At 38.6% G+C, this 20,924-nt stretch carries 21 protein-coding genes; 9 read left to right on the top strand and 12 right to left on the bottom strand.

The window, feature by feature from the left end; all coding sequences use genetic code 11:
* The first annotated feature begins 42 nt into the window (after positions 1 to 42).
* The 4 genes from fabG (at position 43) to accA (ending at position 3,334) form a co-directional block, all read left to right on the top strand.
* Positions 43 to 786, top strand: coding sequence for a 3-oxoacyl-ACP reductase FabG (gene fabG / locus EPR_RS07925; RefSeq protein WP_200762688.1), 744 nt, complete (start codon positions 43 to 45; stop codon positions 784 to 786).
* An 83-nt stretch (positions 787 to 869) separates the two neighbouring features.
* On the top strand, positions 870 to 1,100 hold the full coding sequence (gene acpP / locus EPR_RS07920) for an acyl carrier protein (RefSeq protein WP_200762687.1): 231 nt from the start codon (positions 870 to 872) through the stop codon (positions 1,098 to 1,100).
* Positions 1,101 to 1,159: 59 nt separating this feature from the next.
* Complete coding sequence (locus EPR_RS07915; protein WP_200762686.1) at positions 1,160 to 2,383, top strand: beta-ketoacyl-ACP synthase II; 1,224 nt, start codon at positions 1,160 to 1,162, stop codon at positions 2,381 to 2,383.
* A 9-nt stretch (positions 2,384 to 2,392) separates the two neighbouring features.
* The gene (gene accA / locus EPR_RS07910; RefSeq protein WP_200762685.1) at positions 2,393 to 3,334 is read left to right on the top strand and encodes an acetyl-CoA carboxylase carboxyl transferase subunit alpha; all 942 of its coding nucleotides are present in this window, start codon (positions 2,393 to 2,395) and stop codon (positions 3,332 to 3,334) included.
* Positions 3,335 to 3,364: 30 nt separating this feature from the next.
* Here accA and EPR_RS07905 read toward each other — a convergent pair whose 3' ends face one another.
* The 4 genes from EPR_RS07905 to rpmB all read right to left on the bottom strand — a co-directional run bounded on the left by EPR_RS07905 (position 3,365) and on the right by rpmB (position 6,207).
* Positions 3,365 to 3,592, bottom strand: a complete 228-nt coding sequence (locus EPR_RS07905; protein WP_200762684.1) for an HP1242/YdcH family protein — start codon at positions 3,590 to 3,592, stop codon at positions 3,365 to 3,367.
* Positions 3,593 to 3,668: 76 nt separating this feature from the next.
* Positions 3,669 to 4,856 (bottom strand): bifunctional glutamate N-acetyltransferase/amino-acid acetyltransferase ArgJ, encoded by a 1,188-nt coding sequence (gene argJ, locus EPR_RS07900; protein ID WP_200762683.1) that lies wholly within the window; start codon positions 4,854 to 4,856, stop codon positions 3,669 to 3,671.
* A 10-nt stretch (positions 4,857 to 4,866) separates the two neighbouring features.
* Entirely contained in the window at positions 4,867 to 5,997 is a 1,131-nt protein-coding gene (locus EPR_RS07895) for a potassium channel family protein (protein ID WP_200762682.1), read from the bottom strand.
* A 21-nt stretch (positions 5,998 to 6,018) separates the two neighbouring features.
* Entirely contained in the window at positions 6,019 to 6,207 is a 189-nt protein-coding gene (gene rpmB, locus EPR_RS07890) for a 50S ribosomal protein L28 (RefSeq protein ID WP_200762681.1), read from the bottom strand.
* 160 nt (positions 6,208 to 6,367) lie between these two features.
* On the opposite strand from rpmB, the gene rpe reads away from it, so the two are divergent.
* The 3 genes from rpe to EPR_RS07875 are packed head-to-tail and all read left to right on the top strand — an operon-like array spanning position 6,368 to position 8,386.
* Complete coding sequence (gene rpe, locus EPR_RS07885) at positions 6,368 to 7,009, top strand: ribulose-phosphate 3-epimerase (protein WP_200762680.1); 642 nt, start codon at positions 6,368 to 6,370, stop codon at positions 7,007 to 7,009.
* Positions 7,010 to 7,019: 10 nt separating this feature from the next.
* Positions 7,020 to 7,619: a phosphoribosylanthranilate isomerase gene (locus tag EPR_RS07880; protein WP_200762679.1), complete on the top strand. Its 600-nt coding sequence runs from the start codon at positions 7,020 to 7,022 to the stop codon at positions 7,617 to 7,619.
* Positions 7,619 to 8,386: a 3'-5' exonuclease gene (locus tag EPR_RS07875; RefSeq protein ID WP_200762678.1), complete on the top strand. Its 768-nt coding sequence runs from the start codon at positions 7,619 to 7,621 to the stop codon at positions 8,384 to 8,386. The genes EPR_RS07880 and EPR_RS07875 overlap by 1 nt, the downstream gene beginning before the upstream one ends.
* Before the next feature lie 36 nt (positions 8,387 to 8,422).
* Here EPR_RS07875 and EPR_RS07870 read toward each other — a convergent pair whose 3' ends face one another.
* The 7 genes from EPR_RS07870 to EPR_RS07840 all read right to left on the bottom strand — a co-directional run bounded on the left by EPR_RS07870 (position 8,423) and on the right by EPR_RS07840 (position 16,384).
* Entirely contained in the window at positions 8,423 to 9,619 is a 1,197-nt protein-coding gene (locus tag EPR_RS07870) for a dicarboxylate/amino acid:cation symporter (RefSeq protein ID WP_200762677.1), read from the bottom strand.
* Positions 9,616 to 10,317, bottom strand: a complete 702-nt coding sequence (locus EPR_RS07865) for an EI24 domain-containing protein (protein ID WP_200762676.1) — start codon at positions 10,315 to 10,317, stop codon at positions 9,616 to 9,618. Before EPR_RS07865 ends, EPR_RS07870 begins: the two co-directional genes overlap by 4 nt.
* Positions 10,314 to 11,747 (bottom strand): Do family serine endopeptidase, encoded by a 1,434-nt coding sequence (locus tag EPR_RS07860; protein ID WP_200762675.1) that lies wholly within the window; start codon positions 11,745 to 11,747, stop codon positions 10,314 to 10,316. Before EPR_RS07860 ends, EPR_RS07865 begins: the two co-directional genes overlap by 4 nt.
* A 138-nt stretch (positions 11,748 to 11,885) precedes the next feature.
* On the bottom strand, positions 11,886 to 12,032 hold the full coding sequence (locus EPR_RS07855; RefSeq protein WP_200762674.1) for a hypothetical protein: 147 nt from the start codon (positions 12,030 to 12,032) through the stop codon (positions 11,886 to 11,888).
* 12 nt (positions 12,033 to 12,044) lie between these two features.
* Positions 12,045 to 13,511: an NAD(P)/FAD-dependent oxidoreductase gene (locus EPR_RS07850; protein WP_200762673.1), complete on the bottom strand. Its 1,467-nt coding sequence runs from the start codon at positions 13,509 to 13,511 to the stop codon at positions 12,045 to 12,047.
* 141 nt (positions 13,512 to 13,652) lie between these two features.
* Entirely contained in the window at positions 13,653 to 14,189 is a 537-nt protein-coding gene (locus tag EPR_RS07845; RefSeq protein WP_200762672.1) for a gamma carbonic anhydrase family protein, read from the bottom strand.
* A gap of 101 nt (positions 14,190 to 14,290) precedes the next feature.
* Complete coding sequence (locus EPR_RS07840) at positions 14,291 to 16,384, bottom strand: RNA degradosome polyphosphate kinase (protein ID WP_200762671.1); 2,094 nt, start codon at positions 16,382 to 16,384, stop codon at positions 14,291 to 14,293.
* Positions 16,385 to 16,501: 117 nt separating this feature from the next.
* Between EPR_RS07840 and EPR_RS07835 the strand changes: the two genes are divergently transcribed.
* Together EPR_RS07835 and EPR_RS07830 are read left to right on the top strand one after the other, a co-directional pair.
* Positions 16,502 to 17,158, top strand: a complete 657-nt coding sequence (locus EPR_RS07835; protein ID WP_200762670.1) for a carbonic anhydrase — start codon at positions 16,502 to 16,504, stop codon at positions 17,156 to 17,158.
* On the top strand, positions 17,155 to 18,819 hold the full coding sequence (locus tag EPR_RS07830) for a Na/Pi cotransporter family protein (RefSeq protein WP_200762669.1): 1,665 nt from the start codon (positions 17,155 to 17,157) through the stop codon (positions 18,817 to 18,819). Before EPR_RS07835 ends, EPR_RS07830 begins: the two co-directional genes overlap by 4 nt.
* 22 nt (positions 18,820 to 18,841) lie before the next feature.
* Here EPR_RS07830 and uvrB read toward each other — a convergent pair whose 3' ends face one another.
* Positions 18,842 to 20,872: an excinuclease ABC subunit UvrB gene (gene uvrB / locus EPR_RS07825; protein ID WP_275944507.1), complete on the bottom strand. Its 2,031-nt coding sequence runs from the start codon at positions 20,870 to 20,872 to the stop codon at positions 18,842 to 18,844.
* Positions 20,873 to 20,924: the final 52 nt, after the last annotated feature.

Genomic DNA, 20,924 nt, shown 5'->3' with positions numbered 1-20,924 from the left:
ACTGTTAATTTTGAAACTATATCACTTTAAAAAGGGAGCATTATGACATTTAGCGGAAAAAATGTTTTGATTACCGGAGCGAGTAGAGGGATAGGTGCTGATATCGCAAGAGTTCTTGCTGCCTACGGCCTTAAAGTCTGGATAAATTACAAAAGCAGTGCTGCCAAGGCTGACGAACTGAAAGCCGAGATAGAAGAAAAGGGCGGCTTGGCGGCTGTAATAGGATTTGACGCAAGTGATGAAAAAGCGTTTGTTGATGCGGTAAAAACGATAATAGAGAGTGACGGTGAACTTTCATATCTTGTTAACAATGCAGGAATTACAAACGACAAACTTGCTATAAGAATGAAAGTAGAAGATTTTGAAAATGTAATCAGAGCAAATCTAACTTCTGCATTTATAGGGTGCAGAGAAGCACTGAAAGTAATGAGCAAAAAAAGATTCGGCTCGGTTGTAAATATCTCTTCCATCGTTGCGGAAACAGGAAATGCCGGTCAGGTAAACTACAGTGCGAGTAAAGGGGGAATGCTTTCTATGACAAAAAGTTTTGCCCTTGAAGGGGCTCCAAGAGGTGTGAGATTTAATGCTATTACACCTGGGTTTATACAGACAGATATGACAGAAGAACTGAAAGATGAGATAAAAGAGGCTTATATTTCAAAAATTCCCCTCAAAAGATTCGGAAAGCCTGAAGAGGTGGCTCAGACTGTAGCATTTTTGCTAAGCGACGGAGCAAATTATATAACTGGCGAAACTATAAAAGTAAATGGCGGAATGTATATGTAAGAAAAGGCTATTGGGCTTTTTACTTATTATTTAATCTTTTTTTGATAAAATTGCTTGATTTAAAATTTTTAAAGGAGACAGAGATGGCACTTTTCGATGAAGTTAAAGAGGTTGTGGTAGAGCAGCTCAACGCCAACCCGGATGAAGTAAAAGAAGATTCCAAGTTTGTTGAAGATTTGGGTGCAGACAGCCTTGATGTTGTTGAGCTTGTAATGGCACTTGAAGAAAAATTCGGTATTGAAATTCCTGATGAAGATGCTGAAAAAATTCAAACTGTTGGCGATGCTATCAAATATATAGAAGAGCATAAATAAAAATATTCTCAAGCGGTACATTCTGTGCCGCTTTTGTAAAAAAATCTTAAGGAGAAAGTGTGAGAAGGGTTGTTGTAACTGGACTTGGTATGATAAACTCTCTTGGCCATGACAAAGAAAATTCTTTTGAGGCTATCATTGAGGGAAAATGTGGCATCGAAAGAATTTCTCTTTTTGATCCATCCGATCAGACTGTTAAGATTGCTGCCGAGGTAAAGAATTTTGACCCTAAAACTTTTATGGATCCCAAAGAAGTGAAAAAAGCTGATAGATTTATCCAGCTTGGCATCAAGGCGGCACAAGAGGCCATGGAAGATGCCGGGATTGATGAAAATGTGGAGAGAGAAAAGTTCGGTATCAGTTCAGCTTCCGGTATCGGCGGACTGGCGAATATAGAAAGAAATGCTGTTATTTGTCACGAAAGAGGCCCAAGAAGAATAAGTCCTTTTTTTATCCCTTCCGCACTTGTTAATATGCTTGGCGGTTTTGTATCGATTGAGCATGACCTTAAGGGTCCGAACTTATCTTCCGTAACCGCTTGTGCGGCAGGAACTCATGCGATAACGGAAGCAGCCAAAACGATTATACTCGGAGGTGCCGACAGAATGCTTGTTGTAGGTGCCGAAGCGGCAATCTGTCCGATAGGCATAGGGGGTTTTGCAGCAATGAAAGCACTTTCGACCAGAAATGAGGATCCAAAAAAAGCCTCCAGACCTTTTGATGCAGACAGAAACGGTTTTGTTATGGGAGAAGGTTCCGGTGCTTTGGTGCTTGAAGAGTATGAGAGTGCCAAAAAAAGAGGGGCGAAAATATATGCGGAACTCATAGGTTTTGGCGAAAGTGGCGATGCGAACCATATAACAACGCCGGCTCCAGAAGGCGAAGGTGCATACAGAGCAATGAAAGCGGCATTTGATATGGCTGGTAGGCCTAAAATCGATTATGTAAACGCACATGGGACAAGCACAAAGTATAATGATATGTATGAAACGATGGCTTTGAAAAAACTTTTCGGAGGAAAAGAGAACTGTCCTCCTGTCAGTTCTACAAAAGGACAGGTTGCCCATTGCCTTGGAGCGGCAGGTGCAATTGAAGCTGTTATCTCAATTATGGCGATGCAAAAAGGTATCATACCTCCAACAATTAACTATGAAACTCCGGATCCAGACTGTGATCTTGATTATGTTCCGAATGTTGCCAGGGAAACGAAACTCGATATCGTTATGAGTAACTCATTTGGTTTTGGCGGCACGAACGGTGTTGTAATATTTAAAAAAGTGTAAGGCGTAAATTTGGCAACCTATTTGGAGTTTGAGCAAAAAATCAAACAGATTGAAGAACAGATTGAAGCAGCCAGAGCTAGAGGCGATTTGCATGCTGTCCAGATATTGAAAAAAGAGCTTGAGAAAGAGGTTTCCAAAACGTATAAAAACCTTTCCGATTATCAGAAACTCCAGCTTGCCAGACATCCGGACAGGCCATATGCACTCGACTATGTGAAACTTCTGATGGAAAATGCATATGAGATACACGGGGACCGGTGCTATCGTGACGATCCTGCCATTATCTGCTATCTTGGATACATAGATGGGCAAAGAACTCTGCTTATCGGAGAGCAGAAAGGCAGAGGAACTAAAAATAAACTCAAAAGAAATTTCGGTATGCCTCATCCGGAAGGATATAGAAAAGCATTGCGTGCGGCCAAGCTTGCAGAGAAGTTCAAAATCCCTGTTCTTATGCTGATAGACACTCCTGGAGCTTATCCTGGCATCGGTGCAGAAGAGAGAGGGCAGAGTGAGGCGATAGCGAGAAATCTTTTTGAACTGAGCCAACTTGATACGGTAACTGTCTCAGTTGTTATAGGTGAAGGTGGAAGCGGTGGCGCATTGGCCATAGGCGTTGCAGACAAGCTGGCAATGATGCGATATTCCGTATTTAGTGTAATATCGCCAGAAGGGTGTGCAGCAATACTCTGGAACGATCCTTCAAAAGTTGAACAGGCAACAAAAGCACTTAAAATTACCTCGGAAGACCTGCTCAAACTGGGACTTATTGATGATATTGTAGATGAGCCTCTAATAGGTGCTCACAGGGATAAAATCGGAGCCGCAAAAGCTTTGAAAGAGTATTTTCTTAAAAATGTTCAAGAGTTATCGAAACTCTCTTCAAAAGAGCGTCTGGATTTAAGATATGAAAAACTTATGAGCAGAGGTAGATTTGCCGAAGAGGGCTGAAAAGCAGGGGGCAACCCTGCTGTATGGATTTTATTGAGTCATTTTCTTTTTATACTCCAGTATCATTGCATAGGCTTCATCTTTGAGTCTTAGTTTCTCTTTTTTCAGTTTTTCCAACTCTAAATCTTCCATATGCTCTCTGCCTTCTTCAACTTCTGTAATCAGTTTATCAAGTTCGTCATGCTTCTCGACAACTGCCGCAAAATGAGGATTCTCAGCCATAAGTTTTTCAACTATATCTTTGTATTCTTCCAACATTTCATTCTCCTTTTAATTTTTTTATATCCATTAGTTGTCACAATCTAATTATAGGCAAAAACCACTTTCAAAGCACTTATGTTCTGTACTCTGCATTTATCTTTACATATTCATACCCAAGATCGCATCCATACGATTTAAAGCTGCCATTTCCTAAACCCAGGTCACATTTGATGGTAAACTGCTCTTTTTTCATTATTTTATGAGCTTTTTCTTCAATTTCAGGAGTAAAAAGAATATCTCCTTTGTCATAAACGGTAATATCTTCGAAAGATATCACGAGTCTTTTTTCATCACACTCTACGCCGCTTGCTCCTATTGTAGAGGCGATTCTGCCCCAATTCGGGTCTTCTCCGAATAGTGCTGTCTTTACCAACAAAGAGTTACTCAGAGCCTTTGCCGCTATTTTTGCCTCCGTATCGTTTTTTGCGCCGGTTACCAAAAAGCCTGCAACCTTTTTTGCACCTTCACCATCTTTTACTATCATCAAAGCAAGATTGTGCATCAATAACCTCAATGCTTCACCAAAAGCCTCTTTATCATATGCGTCACTTTTTTGGTTTGACAAAAGCATTACAGTATCGTTAGTTGATGTATCTCCGTCCACACTTATGGCATTGAATGAATAGTCGAGATTTTTTTTGAGCAGATCGTCCATATCGGCTTTGGGTATGTTTGCATCAGTTACTATAAAACAGAGCATTGTTGCCAAAGAAGGGTTTATCATTCCTGCTCCTTTGGCGGCGCCTGCAATAGTGAAACTTCTGTTGTCCTCCAGAACAATTTTGAATGCCAGACTTTTTGGAAATGTGTCAGTTGTCATAATGGCTTTTGCAAAATTTTCACCGTTACGATTTTTTATATCAAATTTTGAGATGCTGTTCTTTATCTTCGCTTTGGGTAGTCTTACGCCTATGACACCGGTTGAACTCATTACCGGATTTTGAATATCAGGAAAGTTATCTTTTGCAAAGGCTAGAATCTCTTCAATATCAGATATTCCTACTTCGCCTGTCATTGCATTGGCGTTTTTAGAATTGACAAGTATAAAATTTGTTTTTTTTATACTATTTTGTAGAAAATGTTTTATCGGAGCAGCCTGAAATCTGTTTTGTGTAAAAACCGTACTGATACTGCAGAGTCTGTCAGAGTAGATAAAACCGATATCAAGTTCTCCTTCAGGTTTAAGTCCGGCGCTGACTCCGTCGCAATAAAATCCGTTTACGGCTGATATCCCTCCATTGACCGGATATATTTCAAACATATAAATCCTTCTATACGTATTTGAGCTCTTCCGGTTTTACGGCTAGTCTGGCAAGTCTCTTTGTCAAAGAGATACCTTTTGAAGTCCCTATTACCAGAAGTTTGCTCTCACTGTTTATAATGGTATCGCCTTTTGGCATAGGTATAAATTTGCCGTCTTTTTCTCTTATACCTACCACACTTACATTTGCTATATCTCTCAAATGAGTGTCTTTGAGTTTTTTAAGAACCATCCAGCTGTATTTGGGTACATATATCTCTTCAAGGTCCAGCGGCGTATCTTTTTTATACAAAAACTCTTCCAGGATATTTTCCATATCGGGTCTTATAGCCATAGCGCTTATTCTTTGGGCTGTAAGTTTTGCGGGAGCCACTACGTTGTCGGCTCCAAGTTTTTTAAGTTTTTCCATATCGGAAAGGGTTTCGGCATTACATATGATGAGGTAGGGGCTCCTTCTTCCTATCTCTTTTTCAAAGAGTCTGACGGAAGCAATTTGAGCGATATTGTCTGCTATATTTTTTGAAAGACTGATGACTCCTTTTGCGCTTGAGAGATGGGATTTCAAAAGAGCGACTTCAGTGTGGGGCTCTTCCTGGACAAAATAGGGGTATTTGTGTTTTTTGGCAATTTTTTCCAGATCAGGACGGGGATCTATGACAACAAAGGGGATATTGCTCTCTCTAAGCACTCTTGAGAGTTGTATTGTATACTCGTTATGATAACAGATAACCAGATGTTTTTTAAGTGTTGCGATTTTATATAGCATCCTTCGCTCCTTGATTATTTTAAACAGTTCCCCTTTGTCTATTTCGTTTACAAGTATACCTACGGAAAAAGTAAATATGACAAATCCGGCAATAATCAGATTGATTGTAAATATTCTTCCGGGTCCTGATATGGGAGATATTTCGCCAAAACCCACTGTCGTAAATGTAATGCCTGTCTGATATATTGCATCCATCAACGAGAAGTCGTCTATAAGCATGTAGCCCATAGAACCTATCAGCATAGTCAGTATCAGTAGTATTACAGGCAGTCTGAAAGGTTTTAAATGTTCATATAGTTCAGCACTCAGGTCTATTTCGGGTTTTGTAGCTCGTTCCCAGTGGAGAAGTTTTTGAAGTTTTTTTATGAGTTTCAAGGGATAACCCCCATAGAGGGGTTACGATTTTTTCTTCATGGTTCTAAGCGTAGAAGCAGCAACTTTTATCTTTTTTCTTGTACCGTCAGGAAGTGTGATTCTTACGGTTCTCAGGTTCGGGAGAAATCTTCTTTTGGTTTTATTATTTGCATGGCTTACATTATTTCCACTCATAGGACCTTTTCCGGTTACAGCACATTTTCTAGCCATTTTTTTCACCTTCTCTTTTAATTTAGCCCTGAATTATAATAAAACAAAGCTTAAAATCGATTAAAACCTGATTGATAACAATATATAAGGGCACTCAGGTTTTTGATATAATAACATAATTTATTTTATATGTATCTATAAGATACCGAAGGATCTGTTTATGCTTGTAGCCCCAAGTATATTGTCTGCGGATTTCGGAAATCTTGCCAAAGAGGTTGAAGATATCTGCGTCTTAGGGTGTGATTATGTTCATGTTGATGTGATGGATGGCCATTTTGTTCCAAATCTCACGATCGGGCCGGTGGTTGTGGAGTCTGTTGCCAAGAGTGCCACAAAACCTCTTGATATCCATCTTATGGTAGAAAACAATACATTTTTTGTGGATCTGTTTGCACCTTTTAAGCCGGAATTTATCTCTTTTCATATAGAAGAAGAGAAACATCCACATAGACTTATACAAAAAATAAGAAACAGCGGTATCAGACCGGCACTTGTTCTAAATCCTGGAACTACCCCGAAGCTTATAGAGTATCTTATAGAAGATGTTGATATGGTTTTGCTTATGAGTGTAAATCCGGGTTTTGGCGGACAGAAGTTTATACCGAATGTTTTGGAAAAGGCAAAAGAACTCAAAGAGCTTTGTGAAAAAAGAAATCCGAAGTGTCTGATAGAAGTGGATGGGGGTGTGAACGACAAAAATGTCAAAGACCTCAAAGATGCCGGAATTGATATTGTTGTTGCCGGAAGCTATATTTTTAAACACAGCGACAGAAAAGCGGCAATAGAATCACTTAGAGTCTGAAAGAGAAGTTTTGAGAGTAAAAATCTGCGGAATTACAAACATTGAAGATGCTTTGGCTGCTGTAAAAGCCGGAGCAGACGCACTCGGTTTTGTTTTTTACAAAAAATCACCTCGTTTTATAGAGCCCCAAAAAGCTCTTGAGATTGTATCAATGCTTCCCCCTTTTATAGAAAGAGTGGGTCTTTTCGTAAATTGTGATGCCGTTCATATAGATACTGTCTGCAGGTATACAAAAATGTCTCTTGCACAGATACATTTTGACGCTTCCGAAGATCTCTACCGCTCTCTGGAAACCAAATATATAAGAGTAATCAGAGCAAAAGCAAAAGAGGATTTATTGAGGTTTAGTGAGGAATACCGACTAGTAGATGCATATTGCGAGCAGTACGGAGGAAGCGGTAAAAGGCTAAATCTGGAGTGGTTTGAGAATTTGGACTGTTCCAAAATAATTCTCGCGGGAGGCTTGACTCCAGAAAATATTGAAGAAGTAAAAAAGTATGGCTTTTACGGTGTAGATGTGAGCAGTGGAGTAGAGATGCAAAAAGGGAAAAAAGATATAAAAAAAGTAAAAGAGTTTATCGAAAAAGCGAAAGGACTTTATAGATATTGATGAAAAAATTGGAAAAAATTGTACAGAAACTGAAAAACGGTCCTGTTAAACGTGATGATTTTCTACATATTTTAAATGCTCTTTACGGTATGTTTGAAGACAGCGAACTTCTTTATCAGACTATTGTTGCAAGAGGAATGCCTATTTATGAAAAAGAGGGGTTTGTGTATTTAAAAACAGCATCCACTCATTACAACGAGCAGGAGTTTTGCATAGTCGATATCGAGACAAACGGGAGCAAATCGCACAATTCACAGGTGATTGAGATAGGGGCAATAAAATATAAAAACGGTAAAATTACGGATAGGTTTGAGAGTTTTGTCTACACAAAAGAGTTGCCTGACTACATAACCAAACTTACCGGGATAACTATCGAAGATTTGATGTATGCGCCGCAGCAAAAAGAGATACTCAGACAGTTTAAAGAATTTCTGGGAGATGCTGTTTTTGTAGCTCATAATGTAACTTTCGACTATAACTTCTTATCGGATAAACTCAATGAGGTAGGTTTGGGAAAACTTGCCAACAGAAAACTTTGTACGATAGATCTTGCCAGAAGAACGATAAAAAGTGAACGATACGGCCTAGAGTTTCTAAATGAAAGTCTTGGAATCAATACTTTGGTCAGTCACAGAGCATATGCAGATGCTCTTACGGCGCTAAAAGTTTTGGAATTGAGTCTAAAAAATATTCCAAAATCGATTAAAACCACAGAAGATTTGATAACATTCAGCAAATCGAACAAATCAAATGTCAAGACGGAGTAAAAAGCTTCACCCGGCTGCTCACTATATCCCGAATAACTAACGACTAATAAGCAGCCTGTCAATAATTTTCGCTCCCAGCAAATCACCCCACACGTTTATACTTGTCCTGAACATATCCAGAAATCTATCTACGGCAATAATGATTGCGATATATTCAACAGGCAGTCCGACGCTGTCAAGGATAAGAGTCATCATGACAAGTCCCGCACCCGGAATTCCGGCTGCTCCTATCGAAGCAAAGGTAGCTGTTACAAATATGGTGAGTTGCTGAGCTAGTGTCAGTTCCACTCCGCACAGGTTTGCTATGAATATTACGGCTATGGATTCGTACAGAGCCGTTCCGTCCATATTTACAGTGGCACCCAGCGGCAGAACAAAACCGGCGACTTTTTTGTCAATGTTTGCGTTTTTTTCCGCTACCTCTATCGATACGGGAAGTGTGGCTGAACTTGAAGCGGTTGAAAGAGCGATCATCAAGGCTTCCTTGACTTGCGTAAAGTAGGTGAAGGGGTTGAATCTGCCTATAACTACGGCAATGATGGAAAGAGTTACAAATGCGTGTATGAAAAGTGCAGTCAAAACGGTTACTGCATAGCTCCACAGATTTAAAATCGGTTCAAAACCGTTTTTTGCAACTGTGTATCCGATAAGAAAAAAAACTCCTATAGGAGTCAAATTTATTATCCATTTGGCAAGCACCATCATTGTATCATTGACAGAATCGAAAAAGTTGTAAAGGAAAACTTTTTTATCGTTATGGATATATATCGAGCCCGCTGCAAAAAGTATGGCGAAAAATATTATGGGAAGTATATGGCCGTTTGAGAGAGCTTGAAATATATTTGAAGGGATAAATGACAAAACAAAATCACTGACAGAAACCTCTTTTGTTTCAATAGTACCGTTTACAGCCTGAGGTATCTGCATCCCTAAACCGGGATCGAATATATTTACAACAATGATTCCAAGCATTACAGCCATTGCTGTTGTAGTAATATAGTATGCAAATGCTTTCGCTCCTATGCTTTTCAGTTCATCCGCCGAGCCAAGTCCAGCAATGGCAATGTATATAGAAGCAAAAACCAGTGGGATGATAAGCATTTTCAAAAGTGATATGTAAATATCGCCTATTACTTTCAAGCTCAGAGCTAAATCCTGAAAAAAGTATCCGAAAGGGATTCCCAAAAGTATTGCCGCAAATGTTATATTCTCTATTTTCATAAATTTTTTCATCTATGAAGACCTTCTCTGAAGTCTTTGATTTTGGCAAAAGTGTAGTGAGAAAAAATCACTATCTGAAAAAGGGGCGCAAAAAAATTCAGTATAGGTATGAAGTTGAAAAGTGCTGCAATAACGGATAAAAGAAGAAGTTCAATTTTTGCTTTTTTCATTTTTTCATACTCTTCTTTTGTTGCTGCGATTGAAGCGGTATCATACAAGAAAGGATCTTTTATCAAAATAGACCATAAAAAAAGCTGCAGAAAAATATTCAGCCCGGGAACAAAAAGGAAAGGCATTAGGATAATAGCGAGAAATATAAAAAGAGCTATCGATTTAATATTTACCTTCGCCATCTCCAAAAAAGAGCCAAATCCAGCAAGACTGATATTTTGATAATACTTTTTGTGTAAAATCCTGACTATCTTTTCGGTAGCAAAGGCAAGGAATATTATTACAGTGATTAGAACAGTTTGCAAATAGAGAAGAATTTTTATGATAAAAATCAGTGTATCTTTAACGCTTTCACTTTCTAGAAAAGGGATATATCCTATTACGGAGCTTATCAAAAGTGAAATTGAGTCGGAAAAAAAGAAAAACAGGATCCCCCATAATATTATCGGTACAGCTGTGATAACAAATGTACTTATCCAGAACCATTTGCTCAAAAAATCTTTAAAACTTTTTGTCAATGCATAAGTTATGTATCTCATCTTATTACCAGCATCATGGGATAACCGTTTCTATGAATATAGACTCTTTTTTTATCGTTACGATATTTTCTCCAGGCATTTAACAGATCTTTTCTGTTTTTTACTATTTCATCTTCAACCTGGATGATAATATCTCCCGGCATAAATCCGGCCCTCCATGCATCAGAGCCTCTTTTTACTCCTGTTACCAAAACACCATATATATTTTGGGGTATACCGTATGCCCTTTTGATTTCATCTGTAAGATCTTCGATTTTCAGGCCGCTTAATTCCATGTTTTGCAGATAGATATTTTCTTCTCCAGGATACGGTGCCAGCTCTGCACTTGCCGTATGGATCGATTTATCTCTGATATATTTTATAGTGATATTTGAACCCGGTTTTAAAACTCCCAGTGTATTTTTGAGATCGATGGAATTTCTGATCTTGTTACCGTTGATCTCAACTATTAGATCTCCTCTTTTAAGGCCGGCTTTCCAGGCCGGAGAGTTTTTTTCTACGCCAAGAATAACGCATCCCTCTTTTGTATTGTAAAAAGCATAGAGATCATCAGTGAGATCTCTTATCGTAATGCCGAGATAACCTCTTTCCACATATCCTGTTTCTATTAGCTGTTTGGCAACTTTTTTTGCCATATTTGAAGGAATTGCAAAACCTATGCCTATGTTGCCTCCTGTTCTGGATATGATAGCCGTATTTATACCGATAAGCGCACCTCTTGTATCTATGAGTGCACCTCCTGAATTTCCGGGATTGATAGCGGCATCTGTCTGAATGAAGTTTTCATATTCGTTTATGCCTACACCGCTTTTATTTAGTGCGGAAATTATTCCCTGTGTTACAGTTTCACCTACACCGAAAGGATTTCCTATAGCAAAAACGATATCGCCAACTTTTAGTTTTGAAGAATCTCCAAACTTGATAGGTTTTAGGTTTTTGGCATCTATTTTTATAACAGCAATATCGGATTTTGGATCTGTTCCTATGATTTTTGCTTCATATAGTCTGCTTTTGCCAGGAATGGATACTGCGATTTTCTCAGCATTTTCTATAACATGATTGTTTGTCAGTATATAGCCCTTTTTGGTTATAATTACTCCTGACCCAAGTGAACTCTCTATCCTCTCTTGAGGAACTATACCGAAGAACTGCCCGAAAAATTCTCTTAAAAATGGATCCTCAATAAATGGGGCGGCCGGAACGGCTGTTTTTACAACTTTGATTGCAGAAATATTTACTACACTCTCTCTAGCATCTTTTAAGGCCTCATAATATGAAAGTATTACATTTTGGCCGCCTGGCATAATCCTTTTTGTTTCGCCTGTGAATTCTGAAAATTTTGTTGTTTTATTTCCGAACAGAGAATCGAGTACGCCTGCTGATAAAAAAATAGAACATGCTACAAATATAAGCAATAAGGATTTTTTCATGATCTCCGCCCTTAGAGTGCAGTTTTTGTGATTATAACAGAAATTTTTTTGAAATTGGATTCGGAACGGAATTGTACCGAAAATTGAGTATTTTGAAGTTTACGGTTCGGCAGGGGAGTTTTCCCCGGCCGGCTTTTTTCAGTGGCTTTTTGAGACGACAACAAGCATTTTGAGATTTATAACGGCAAATCTTACTATCTGCCATAAAACACACGTTCTGAAAAATCTTGTCATCGGAGTGGGTACGGGGGTATAGTCCCATTGAGTATACGGTTTTATTTTCATCTTTTCTCCTTTTTATTCCGGTATGAGTGTCCAGCCCGGTTTAAGTTTTGCTTTGTATATAAACATGTAATGCAGGATATGTTTTATCCAGTGCCCTGCTAGACCCAATTCGCCGAAAGTATAGTTGAGGTCTCTTCCGAAGTTTGGATATTTTTCATAATCTGGAATTACAGGGTACATTGTCATTGCTGCAGCTGTACCTTTGAAAAACCCTGCTCCCGCACTTGCCACACAAGCTGCCCCCATCTCGCCCATTGATGCTTTGTGGGTAGGTTTGTCGCTTTTGCCTGTCATCATATCAACCACGCTTGCCGCAACAGCTTTTCCTATTATACCCGATGGCATTCCTGTTCTCGGAGGTGTGGGGTTGATAGGTGTTCCGTTCGGGCTTTTCATAGGTTTGCTTATCAGATGCGGAGGTGCGAAGGCAATCCCTGCTGCAAAAATGTTTTTGTATTTTGGAGTCTGGTATGTTTTTGGCCAGTCTTTTACACTCCACTCTTCATACGGTTTTGATGCACTGGAATAGTCTGCATCGACAAACATAAAGCCTCCGGGATTGAACATTTCAGATGTGATATCGTTTCCCTCTTTGTCATACGCTTTCAGACCGGCTCCAGCAAAAGGAGGAATTAGCATTGCAAAATCGAACTCTTTTTCGTGGAAAGTGCCATCTAGTGTCTCATAATGTACTCTATCCTTTTCCACTTTGTTTACATGTGCCCTTTTTATCCAGTGAACGCCTCTTTCGGTAAAAAGTGATTCTGCAAAAACCTTTCCGCTGGTGATGTAGCCGCCTCTTTTTATATGCATTCCGCCGACACCGAAGTCACCCAACTCGTATTCGTTTGATATGTAGGTAATTTCAGCTTTGTCTCTTACACCTTTTTCTCTGAGGGTGTGTTCCACATTGAAAATATACTCAAATGCAGCTCCCTGGCATGTACACATGCCGTGTCCCACGCCTATTAGAAACTTCTGTTTCTCTCCCTTTTTCATCTTTTCGATTGCTATATTGAGGGCATTTGCCGCTTCTGCAGCATGCAGATATGTACAGACAGATACTGAATTTCCGCCGTCAGGCCCGAGTCCCTCTGTTGCTGCAAAATTTAGTTTCGGTCCTGTAGCATTAATAAGATAATCGTATGTAACTTTTTCATTCTGCCCTTTTTTGGAAGGGTCTGTATATTCGATAGTAACATACGGTTTTTCTTCACCTTCTCCGCCTTCGGGATGTATGGAAAGGGCTTTTGCCTGTTTGAACACTATACCTGCTTTTTCATATACAGGTGCCAGTTCGAATATGACATCGTCGGGTTTCATATAACCCACCCCTACCCATATGTTTGAAGGAATCCAGTTCCATTTGCTGTTTGGAGAGATAACGACAACTTCATGCTGGTCTCCAAGCCATTTTTTGGCGAAGGTTGCAGCAGTATGTCCGGCGATACCTGCACCCAATACTACTAATCTACCCATTAATACCCCTTTTTATTTTGATATCAAAAAATTATATTCCTTTTATCTTTAAAGTAATATTATAAAACGTAAACTGAAATAAAAATAAGATATAAAAAATATTAATATTCTAGCAAAAAAGTTATTCTATGAAAAATATCATCATCTGATAAAATTTATATAGTTGTTTTTAAATTCAACGTATCTGTGGGAAGATTTGTAAAGTTCGGCAACCTCTTCGTCCGTAAGTTCTCTGACTACTTTTGCGGGGCTACCCATGATAAGGCTTCTTGGGGGGAATTTTTTATTTCTGGTAACAAGGCTCCCCGCACCTACAATAGACTCTTTTCCTATAACCGCTCCGTCAAGAATAGTTACGCTCATACCTATAAGACAGGCATTTTCAATAGTGCATCCATGCAGCATGACTCTGTGTCCAATTGTAACGTCATCTCCTATAATAGTAGGATTTCCATCACACATATCAGGCTTTTTATAATGGGTTACATGTATCATGGAGAGATCCTGAATATTTGTTCTTTCTCCAATTTTTATATAGTGGACATCTCCTCTAACTACGCAACCGAACCATACTGAAGAGTCTTTGCCTATCTCTACATTTCCGACAATTGTCGCGTTGGGCGCTATCCAGACATCTTTTTGAATTTTTGGAAACCAGTTTTTGTATTGCAAAAGCATGTTTTTCCTTTTTGGTGTGGGTGTTAGTGTTAGTATGGGTGTGAGTGTTATATATCTATTTTATCTTTTACCCACACTCACATTAACAACCCACACTACTATCAGCTCTCCTTCAAAAGTCTTCTTGCCAGTTTCTTTGCTCTTGATACACTGCTTTTTTTATTTGATGTATAAAGCATATTTGTGTACTCTTCCATAACAAGCTGAGAGTTAACAGGTGTACGACCTTTTGAATCTAATCTTATATATTCACCGTTTTCCTGTAGTTCACGGGCCAGAACATTGTCGTTTATTTGAAGATTAAGTATTTCATAGAGCTTTTCCGAGAGCTCTTTTTCATATATCGGTGTCATTAACTCTATTCTTCTTTCAAGATTCCTAGGCATCCAGTCTGCACTGGAAATAAAAATTTTTGGGGACGAATGTTTAAAGTAGAAAATCCTGGCATGTTCTAGATATTTTCCTACTATAGATATTACACGGATATTTTGGCTTATATCTTTTACTTTAGGTCTGAGGCAGCATATGCCTCTTACTATCAAGTCTATCTTGACTCCCGCTCTTGAGGCTTTATAAAGAGCAACTATGATATCGGGATCAACAAGAGAGTTCATTTTTGCGATTATGCGGCCTTCACTTTTTTTCTTGGTTTCCGCATCTATCAAGCTAAGTAGTTTCTGTTTTATCTGTGTTGGTGACATATAAAGGGTATTTAGTTTTCCTTTTTTGGAAAATCCGGTAAGAAAGTGAAAAAAACGTGTAGCATCATCTGTAATATCTCTTCTTGTTGTAAAGTAGCTCACATCTGTATAAATTCTAGCTGTCGAAGGGTTATAGTTTCCTGTGGCTATATGGGAATACTGTTTTATTATGCCATTCTCTTTTTTTATGACCTGTGCGATCTTTGCATGAACTTTGAAACCGGGTATCCCGTAAATTACATGTGCTCCTGCATCTTCAAGAGCTTTTGCCCATATGAGATTGTTCTCTTCGTCAAATCTGGCTTTTAGTTCTACCATAGCCGTCACCTGTTTACCGGCTTCGGCAGCTTCTATAAGAGCTTTTACCACAGGAGAGTCTTTACCCACTCTATATAGTGTCATTCTTATAGCCAGGACGTCGGGATCGTTTGAAGCCTCTTCAATAAATCTTACCACGGGATCAAAACTTTCATATGGATGGTAAAGAAGGATATCCTGTGATTCGATTATGCTGAATATCGGCTCTTTGCTGTCGAGAGGAGGCAGGATTTTGGGCGTATATGGTTCGAAAAGAAGATGTGCAAAATCTTTGTTTGATACTATTTGCCAGAAGCTACCCATATTAAGAGGCATGTCAAACCTGTATATGTCATCTTTGTATACTTTGATGTGAGAGTTTAAAAAATTTAAAAGATCCTGGTCCACATCAGCTCCGATTTCAAGTCTGACTATCTCTCCTTTTCTCCTAAGTCTTAGCCCCTCTTCCAATATCTCCATAAAGTCGTCTGCTTCTTCCTCTTCAATAGTTATATCGGCATTTCTTGTGACCCTGAAGGGTGCCGATGAGATAAGCTTATATCCGGGGAAAAGATCTTCTATATGCTTTTGAACAACTGACTCTATAGGTACGTAGGTACTTTTTATTTCGATAAATCGGGGCAAAACTCTAGGAATTCTTACAAGACCGTATTTTATCTCGTTTTCATTTTGAAGGTCCGCAAGCTTGATTACAAGTGCGAAGCTGAGATTGTTCAAGTGTGGAAAGGGATGTGTGGCGTCAACAGCAATGGGGATTATGACAGGATAAAGATTTGTATAGAAATACTCATCTACCTCTTTTTTTGTTTTATCGTCCAGTTCGTCATATTTTTTCAGTTTAAGACCCTCTTTTTCAAGAGACTGTACAATTTCAAAAAAAGTGTTCTGTACAGTGATTTTCTCTTTATGCAGATAGTTTCTTATAGCTTTCAGCTGATTTAATGGCGACATTTTGTCAGGACCCGTTACAATAACTCTCGATTTGAAAAGTTCTTTCAGTCCCGCCACTCTTATCATATAAAATTCATCAAGGTTTGTTCCGTAAATTGCGATAAATTTCAGTCTCTCTAGAAGAGGATTTTTTCTGTTTTGAGCCTCTTCCAAAACTCTAGTATTGAATCTCAGCCATGAAAGTTCTCTGTTTATAAAAAGTTTCGGGTCTTTAAGATTTACCATTTTTTACCCCTGCTGTAACATAAATTTTTTAAATTTTAGCAAAATAAGGCTAAAATGAAGCAACATTTATATCTATCGGTTAGGGATATATACCAAATAAAGAGTTTGGAGGTGATAATGAATATTTCAAAACTGATAAAGAACCACAAGGATTTTAAAAAACTCTATTTCAAAAAACATGAAGATATGTTTATGGAGCTTGTAAAGAAAGGCCAGAGTCCGAAAATTCTTTTTATAGGATGTAGTGATTCAAGAGTTATACCCAGTCTTATAACCGGTTCAAAACCGGGAGATCTTTTTGTTGTCAGAAATGTCGGCAATTTTGTCCCCCCTTTTAAACCCGATTTTGAATATCACGCTACAGCGTCTGCGATAGAGTATGCTGTAAGTGTATTGAACGTGGAAGATATTATTGTGTGCGGTCACTCCTATTGTGGGGCTTGTGAAAGTCTTTACAAAGATATCGGAGATGATATTGAACTTATACATACGAAAAAGTGGCTTGAAATAGGCAAAAAGGCAAAAGATGCTGCTCTCTCTTCAGTGGATACCATTTCCGATGTAAACGAACTGTTAAGGCTTACTGAGAAACTTTCTATCATTGTACAACTTGAAAATCTTTTAACATATCCTGGTGTGAAAAAAAGAGTTGAAAATGAAGAACTTTTTCTTCACGGCTGGTATTATAAAATAGAGAGCGGCGATATAGAATTTTATGATATTGAGGCAAAAGATTTTCTGCCGATAGAGAAAGCGATAAAAGGAAAAAGTTGACAAACAGTATCGTAACTGCTGTTTCAGGGCTTGGGATATTTCTTTTTGCTGTATTTTATCTTGAAGAAGGGTTAAGAGAGCTTGCAGGCAGGAGTTTCAAAAAATTTATAAGAAGTTTTACAGATACATTGCCAAAGTCGATATTTACAGGTTTTGCCGCTACGGCCATTCTTCAAAGCAGCTCACTTGTCTCTCTTATAGTTCTCTCTTTTGTAGGTGCCGGATTTATGTCGCTGAAAAGCGCTATCGGAGTAATTTTCGGGGCGAATATAGGTACAACGGTAACTGCATGGCTTGTTGCGCTTTTCGGATTCAAGATAGATATTGCCTCTTTTGCTCTTCCGATGGCGGGAGCCGGCGGATTTTTGTTGATATTTTTCAGCGACAAAAGAAAAACAGCAGCTTTTGCCAAAGTTCTCATTGGGCTTGGGGTTCTTTTTCTGGGGCTGGGGTTTATGAAAGAGAGTATGCAGACTCTTGCCGAAAATATCGACCTTAAAGATTATATACATTACGGCAATTATATATTTTTACTGATAGGTTTTGTAGTTACAGCTTTAATACAGTCAAGTTCTGCAACAACAGCTATCGCTTTGACCGCTTTGTATTCTGGGATAATAACTTTTGAGATGGCGGCATCTCTTGTAATTGGTGCCAATGTTGGAACTACGGTAACGGCACTTTTGGGAAGTATCGGAGGAACTGCAGATAAAAAAAGAGTTGCGGCGGCTCATTTTATATTCAATGCGGTAACCGGAATAATTGCCTATGCGATTCTTGGAAAAATGGGGTATTTTATACTCGAAGTTTTGGGACTGAAAAATGATCTTGTAATTGCTTTAGCACTTTTTCATACCATTTTTAACGTATTGGGTGTGCTGGTTTTTGCTCCTTTTGCATCTTTGCTGGCTGTTATGCTTGGTAAAATGTTTACAAAAAGAGAGTCGCCTGTAACAAAATATATAGATAAAGTACCACCCGATATACCTGAAGCTGCTCTTGAAGCTTTGAAAAACGAATCTCTTCATCTTTTCAAAAATGTTTTGGAATTTGGTCTTTTCCTTCTAAATATTCGGCCTGCAGACGTACTTATACACAAAAAACATACAAAAGAGGTGCTTGAGTCAAATAGAAATATTCTGGATATCGATTATTATAAGCTTTATAAAAATCTAAAAAAACTAGAGATTAAAATTTTTTCATATGCAAATATGGTTAAAGCCAAAGAACTTGCTTCAGATGAAGTGGAAAAGTTGAACAAAATTGTCTTGGCGGTAGAAAAGACAATGCTTGCAGCTAAAACATTAAAAGACATAAAATACGATATAGACGAGTTTGCAATGAGCTTGAATGAATATGAATATGAGGTGTATATCCAATTTAGAAAACGTATAATCAGATTATTTAGAAATTTTATCAGAGTTTTGGAGGGCGAAGCCGAAAAAGAGTACAAAATCAGAAAAATATATCAAAGCATAGCCCGTGATAATGAGACAACACTGCACACAATCGCTCAAAATATCAAGCTATATTCTCTGTCAGAAACTGATGCGGCTACCATTTTAAATGCAAACAGAGCGATATATCTCTCATCAAAAGCTCTCATTGAAGCAGCAGAACAACTGTTCATGTCAATATCCGCAAAAGAAATTGAAGAGTGATACAGAGATTTTCTAAATTTTGTTAAATGTTTCTGATTTTGGCTATCTCATCTCTTAGTCTAGCCGCTTCTTCGAATTCTAATCTTTTGGCAGCTTCATGCATCAATTTTGTTAGTTCTTTTATGATTTTCTCTTTTTCGGCACGGGGGAGTTTTTCAAGTTTTTTTCTTTTTTCGTAAAGAACACCCAAATCTTCGGTTTTTAGATTTTCATCGAGTCTTCTTTTGACGGTTTTTGGGGTTATGCCGTGTTTTTCGTTGTATATTTTCTGTTTTATTCTTCTTTTTACAGTGGTTTTTATCGCTTTGTACATCGAATCGGTGATGTAGGGTTTTACCTTTTCCAGTATTTTAAGATCTTCTACAACCGTTCTTTTTTCTATTTTTTCGGCAAACATCAAAACTCTTCCGTTTACATTTCTTGCAGCACGTCCCATTGTCTGTATAAGGCTCGTTTCGCTTCTTAAAAATCCCTCTTTGTCTGCATCTAGTATTGCAATCAGACTCACTTCCGGCAGGTCGAGGCCCTCCCTTAAGAGATTTATGCCTATTAGTATGTCAAACTCTCCTGTTCTAAGACCTCTTATGAGCTGGTTTCTCTCAATGGCGTCTATATCGGAGTGAAGATATCTTACCTTTAGCCCTAGATCGCTGTAGTATTTCGTAAGCTCTTCGGCCATCTTTTTTGTAAGTGTTGTAACAAGCACCTTTTCATCTTTTTCTATCACTTTTTTAATCTCATCATATAGAGTCTCTACCTGATATTTTGAAGGTAAAAGCTCTACGACAGGATCGAGAAGACCGGTTGGTCTAATTATCTGTTCAGCTACTGTGCTGCTCAGTTCAAGTTCCGTCTGGGCTGGCGTGGCCGATACGAATAGATAATGTGGTGCTTTGTTTATGAACTCTTCAAATTTCAGAGGTCTGTTGTCAAGGGCACTGGGCAGTCTGAAACCGTATTCGACCAGCACCTCTTTTCTGCTTCTGTCTCCTGCATACATTCCTCTAAATTGCGGAAGGCTTACATGTGATTCATCTACTATGATGAGGTACTCTCTGCCCATCTGCTCGAAATAGTCTATCAAAGAGTAGGGAGTCTCACCAGGTTTTTTGCCGGTTAGGTGTCTGGAGTAGTTCTCTATTCCTTTGCAGGTTCCGGTGGTCTCCATCATTTCAAGGTCGAATTCAGTCCTTTGCTTAAGCCTTTGGTATTCGACAAGCTTCCCTTCTCTTTTAAACTCTTCGAGTCTGCTTTCAAGCTCTTTTTCTATCGATTTTATAGCTTCGCTAAGCCTCTCCTGTCCAACGATAAACTGATTTGCGGCATATATGGTGATACTTTTGAGATCTTTTATTTTTTTGTTTGTAAGAACGTCAAATGTGTATATGGACTCTATTTCGTCGCCAAAAAACTCTATCCTGACTGCCTCTTCTTCGCTGTATGCAGGATAGATATCAACCACATCGCCGCTTACTCTGAAATCGCCCCTGTCGAAAAATGCGTCATTTCTTTTGTAACCCATGCTTACAAGTCTTAGCAATAGCTCTCTTTGGTTTATTTCGTGTCCTACTTCAAATTTTTGCACCATCTTTTTGTATTCGGTCGGGTTTCCCAGACCGTAGTTTGCGGATACGGAAGCTACAACTATCACGTCGTCGAATTCAAGAAGACTTGCCGTTGCACTGAGTCTGAGGCGCTCCAGCTCTTCGTTTATAGAGCTGTCTTTTTCTATGAAGAGGTCTTGTCTTGGAAGATAGGCCTCGGGTTGATAATAGTCATAATAACTTATGAAATACTCAACATGGTTTTTTGGGAAAAATGATTTAAATTCACTGTATAGCTGAGCTGCAAGAGTTTTGTTATGTGTCATTATGAGGGTTGGCATCTGAAGATTTTCTATGATTTTAGCCATCGTATAGGTTTTTCCGCTGCCTGTTACCCCCAAAAGAGTCTGATATCTGTTCCCCTGCCTTATAGACAGAGTCAGCTTTTCTATAGCTTGGGGCTGGTCGCCTGAAGGCCTGAAATCACTGATAAGTTCAAACTTTGCCAATCTTTGCCTTTTAATAAAAAAGTTGATAGAATTATAACAGAATCTATAAACT

Origin of the sequence: Nitrosophilus alvini (genome assembly GCF_015100395.1) — a bacterium.
GTDB lineage: Bacteria > Campylobacterota > Campylobacteria > Campylobacterales > Nitratiruptoraceae > Nitrosophilus > Nitrosophilus alvini.
The sequence above is the reverse complement of the archived record's forward strand: the minus strand, read 5'-3'. Positions and strand labels throughout refer to the sequence as shown.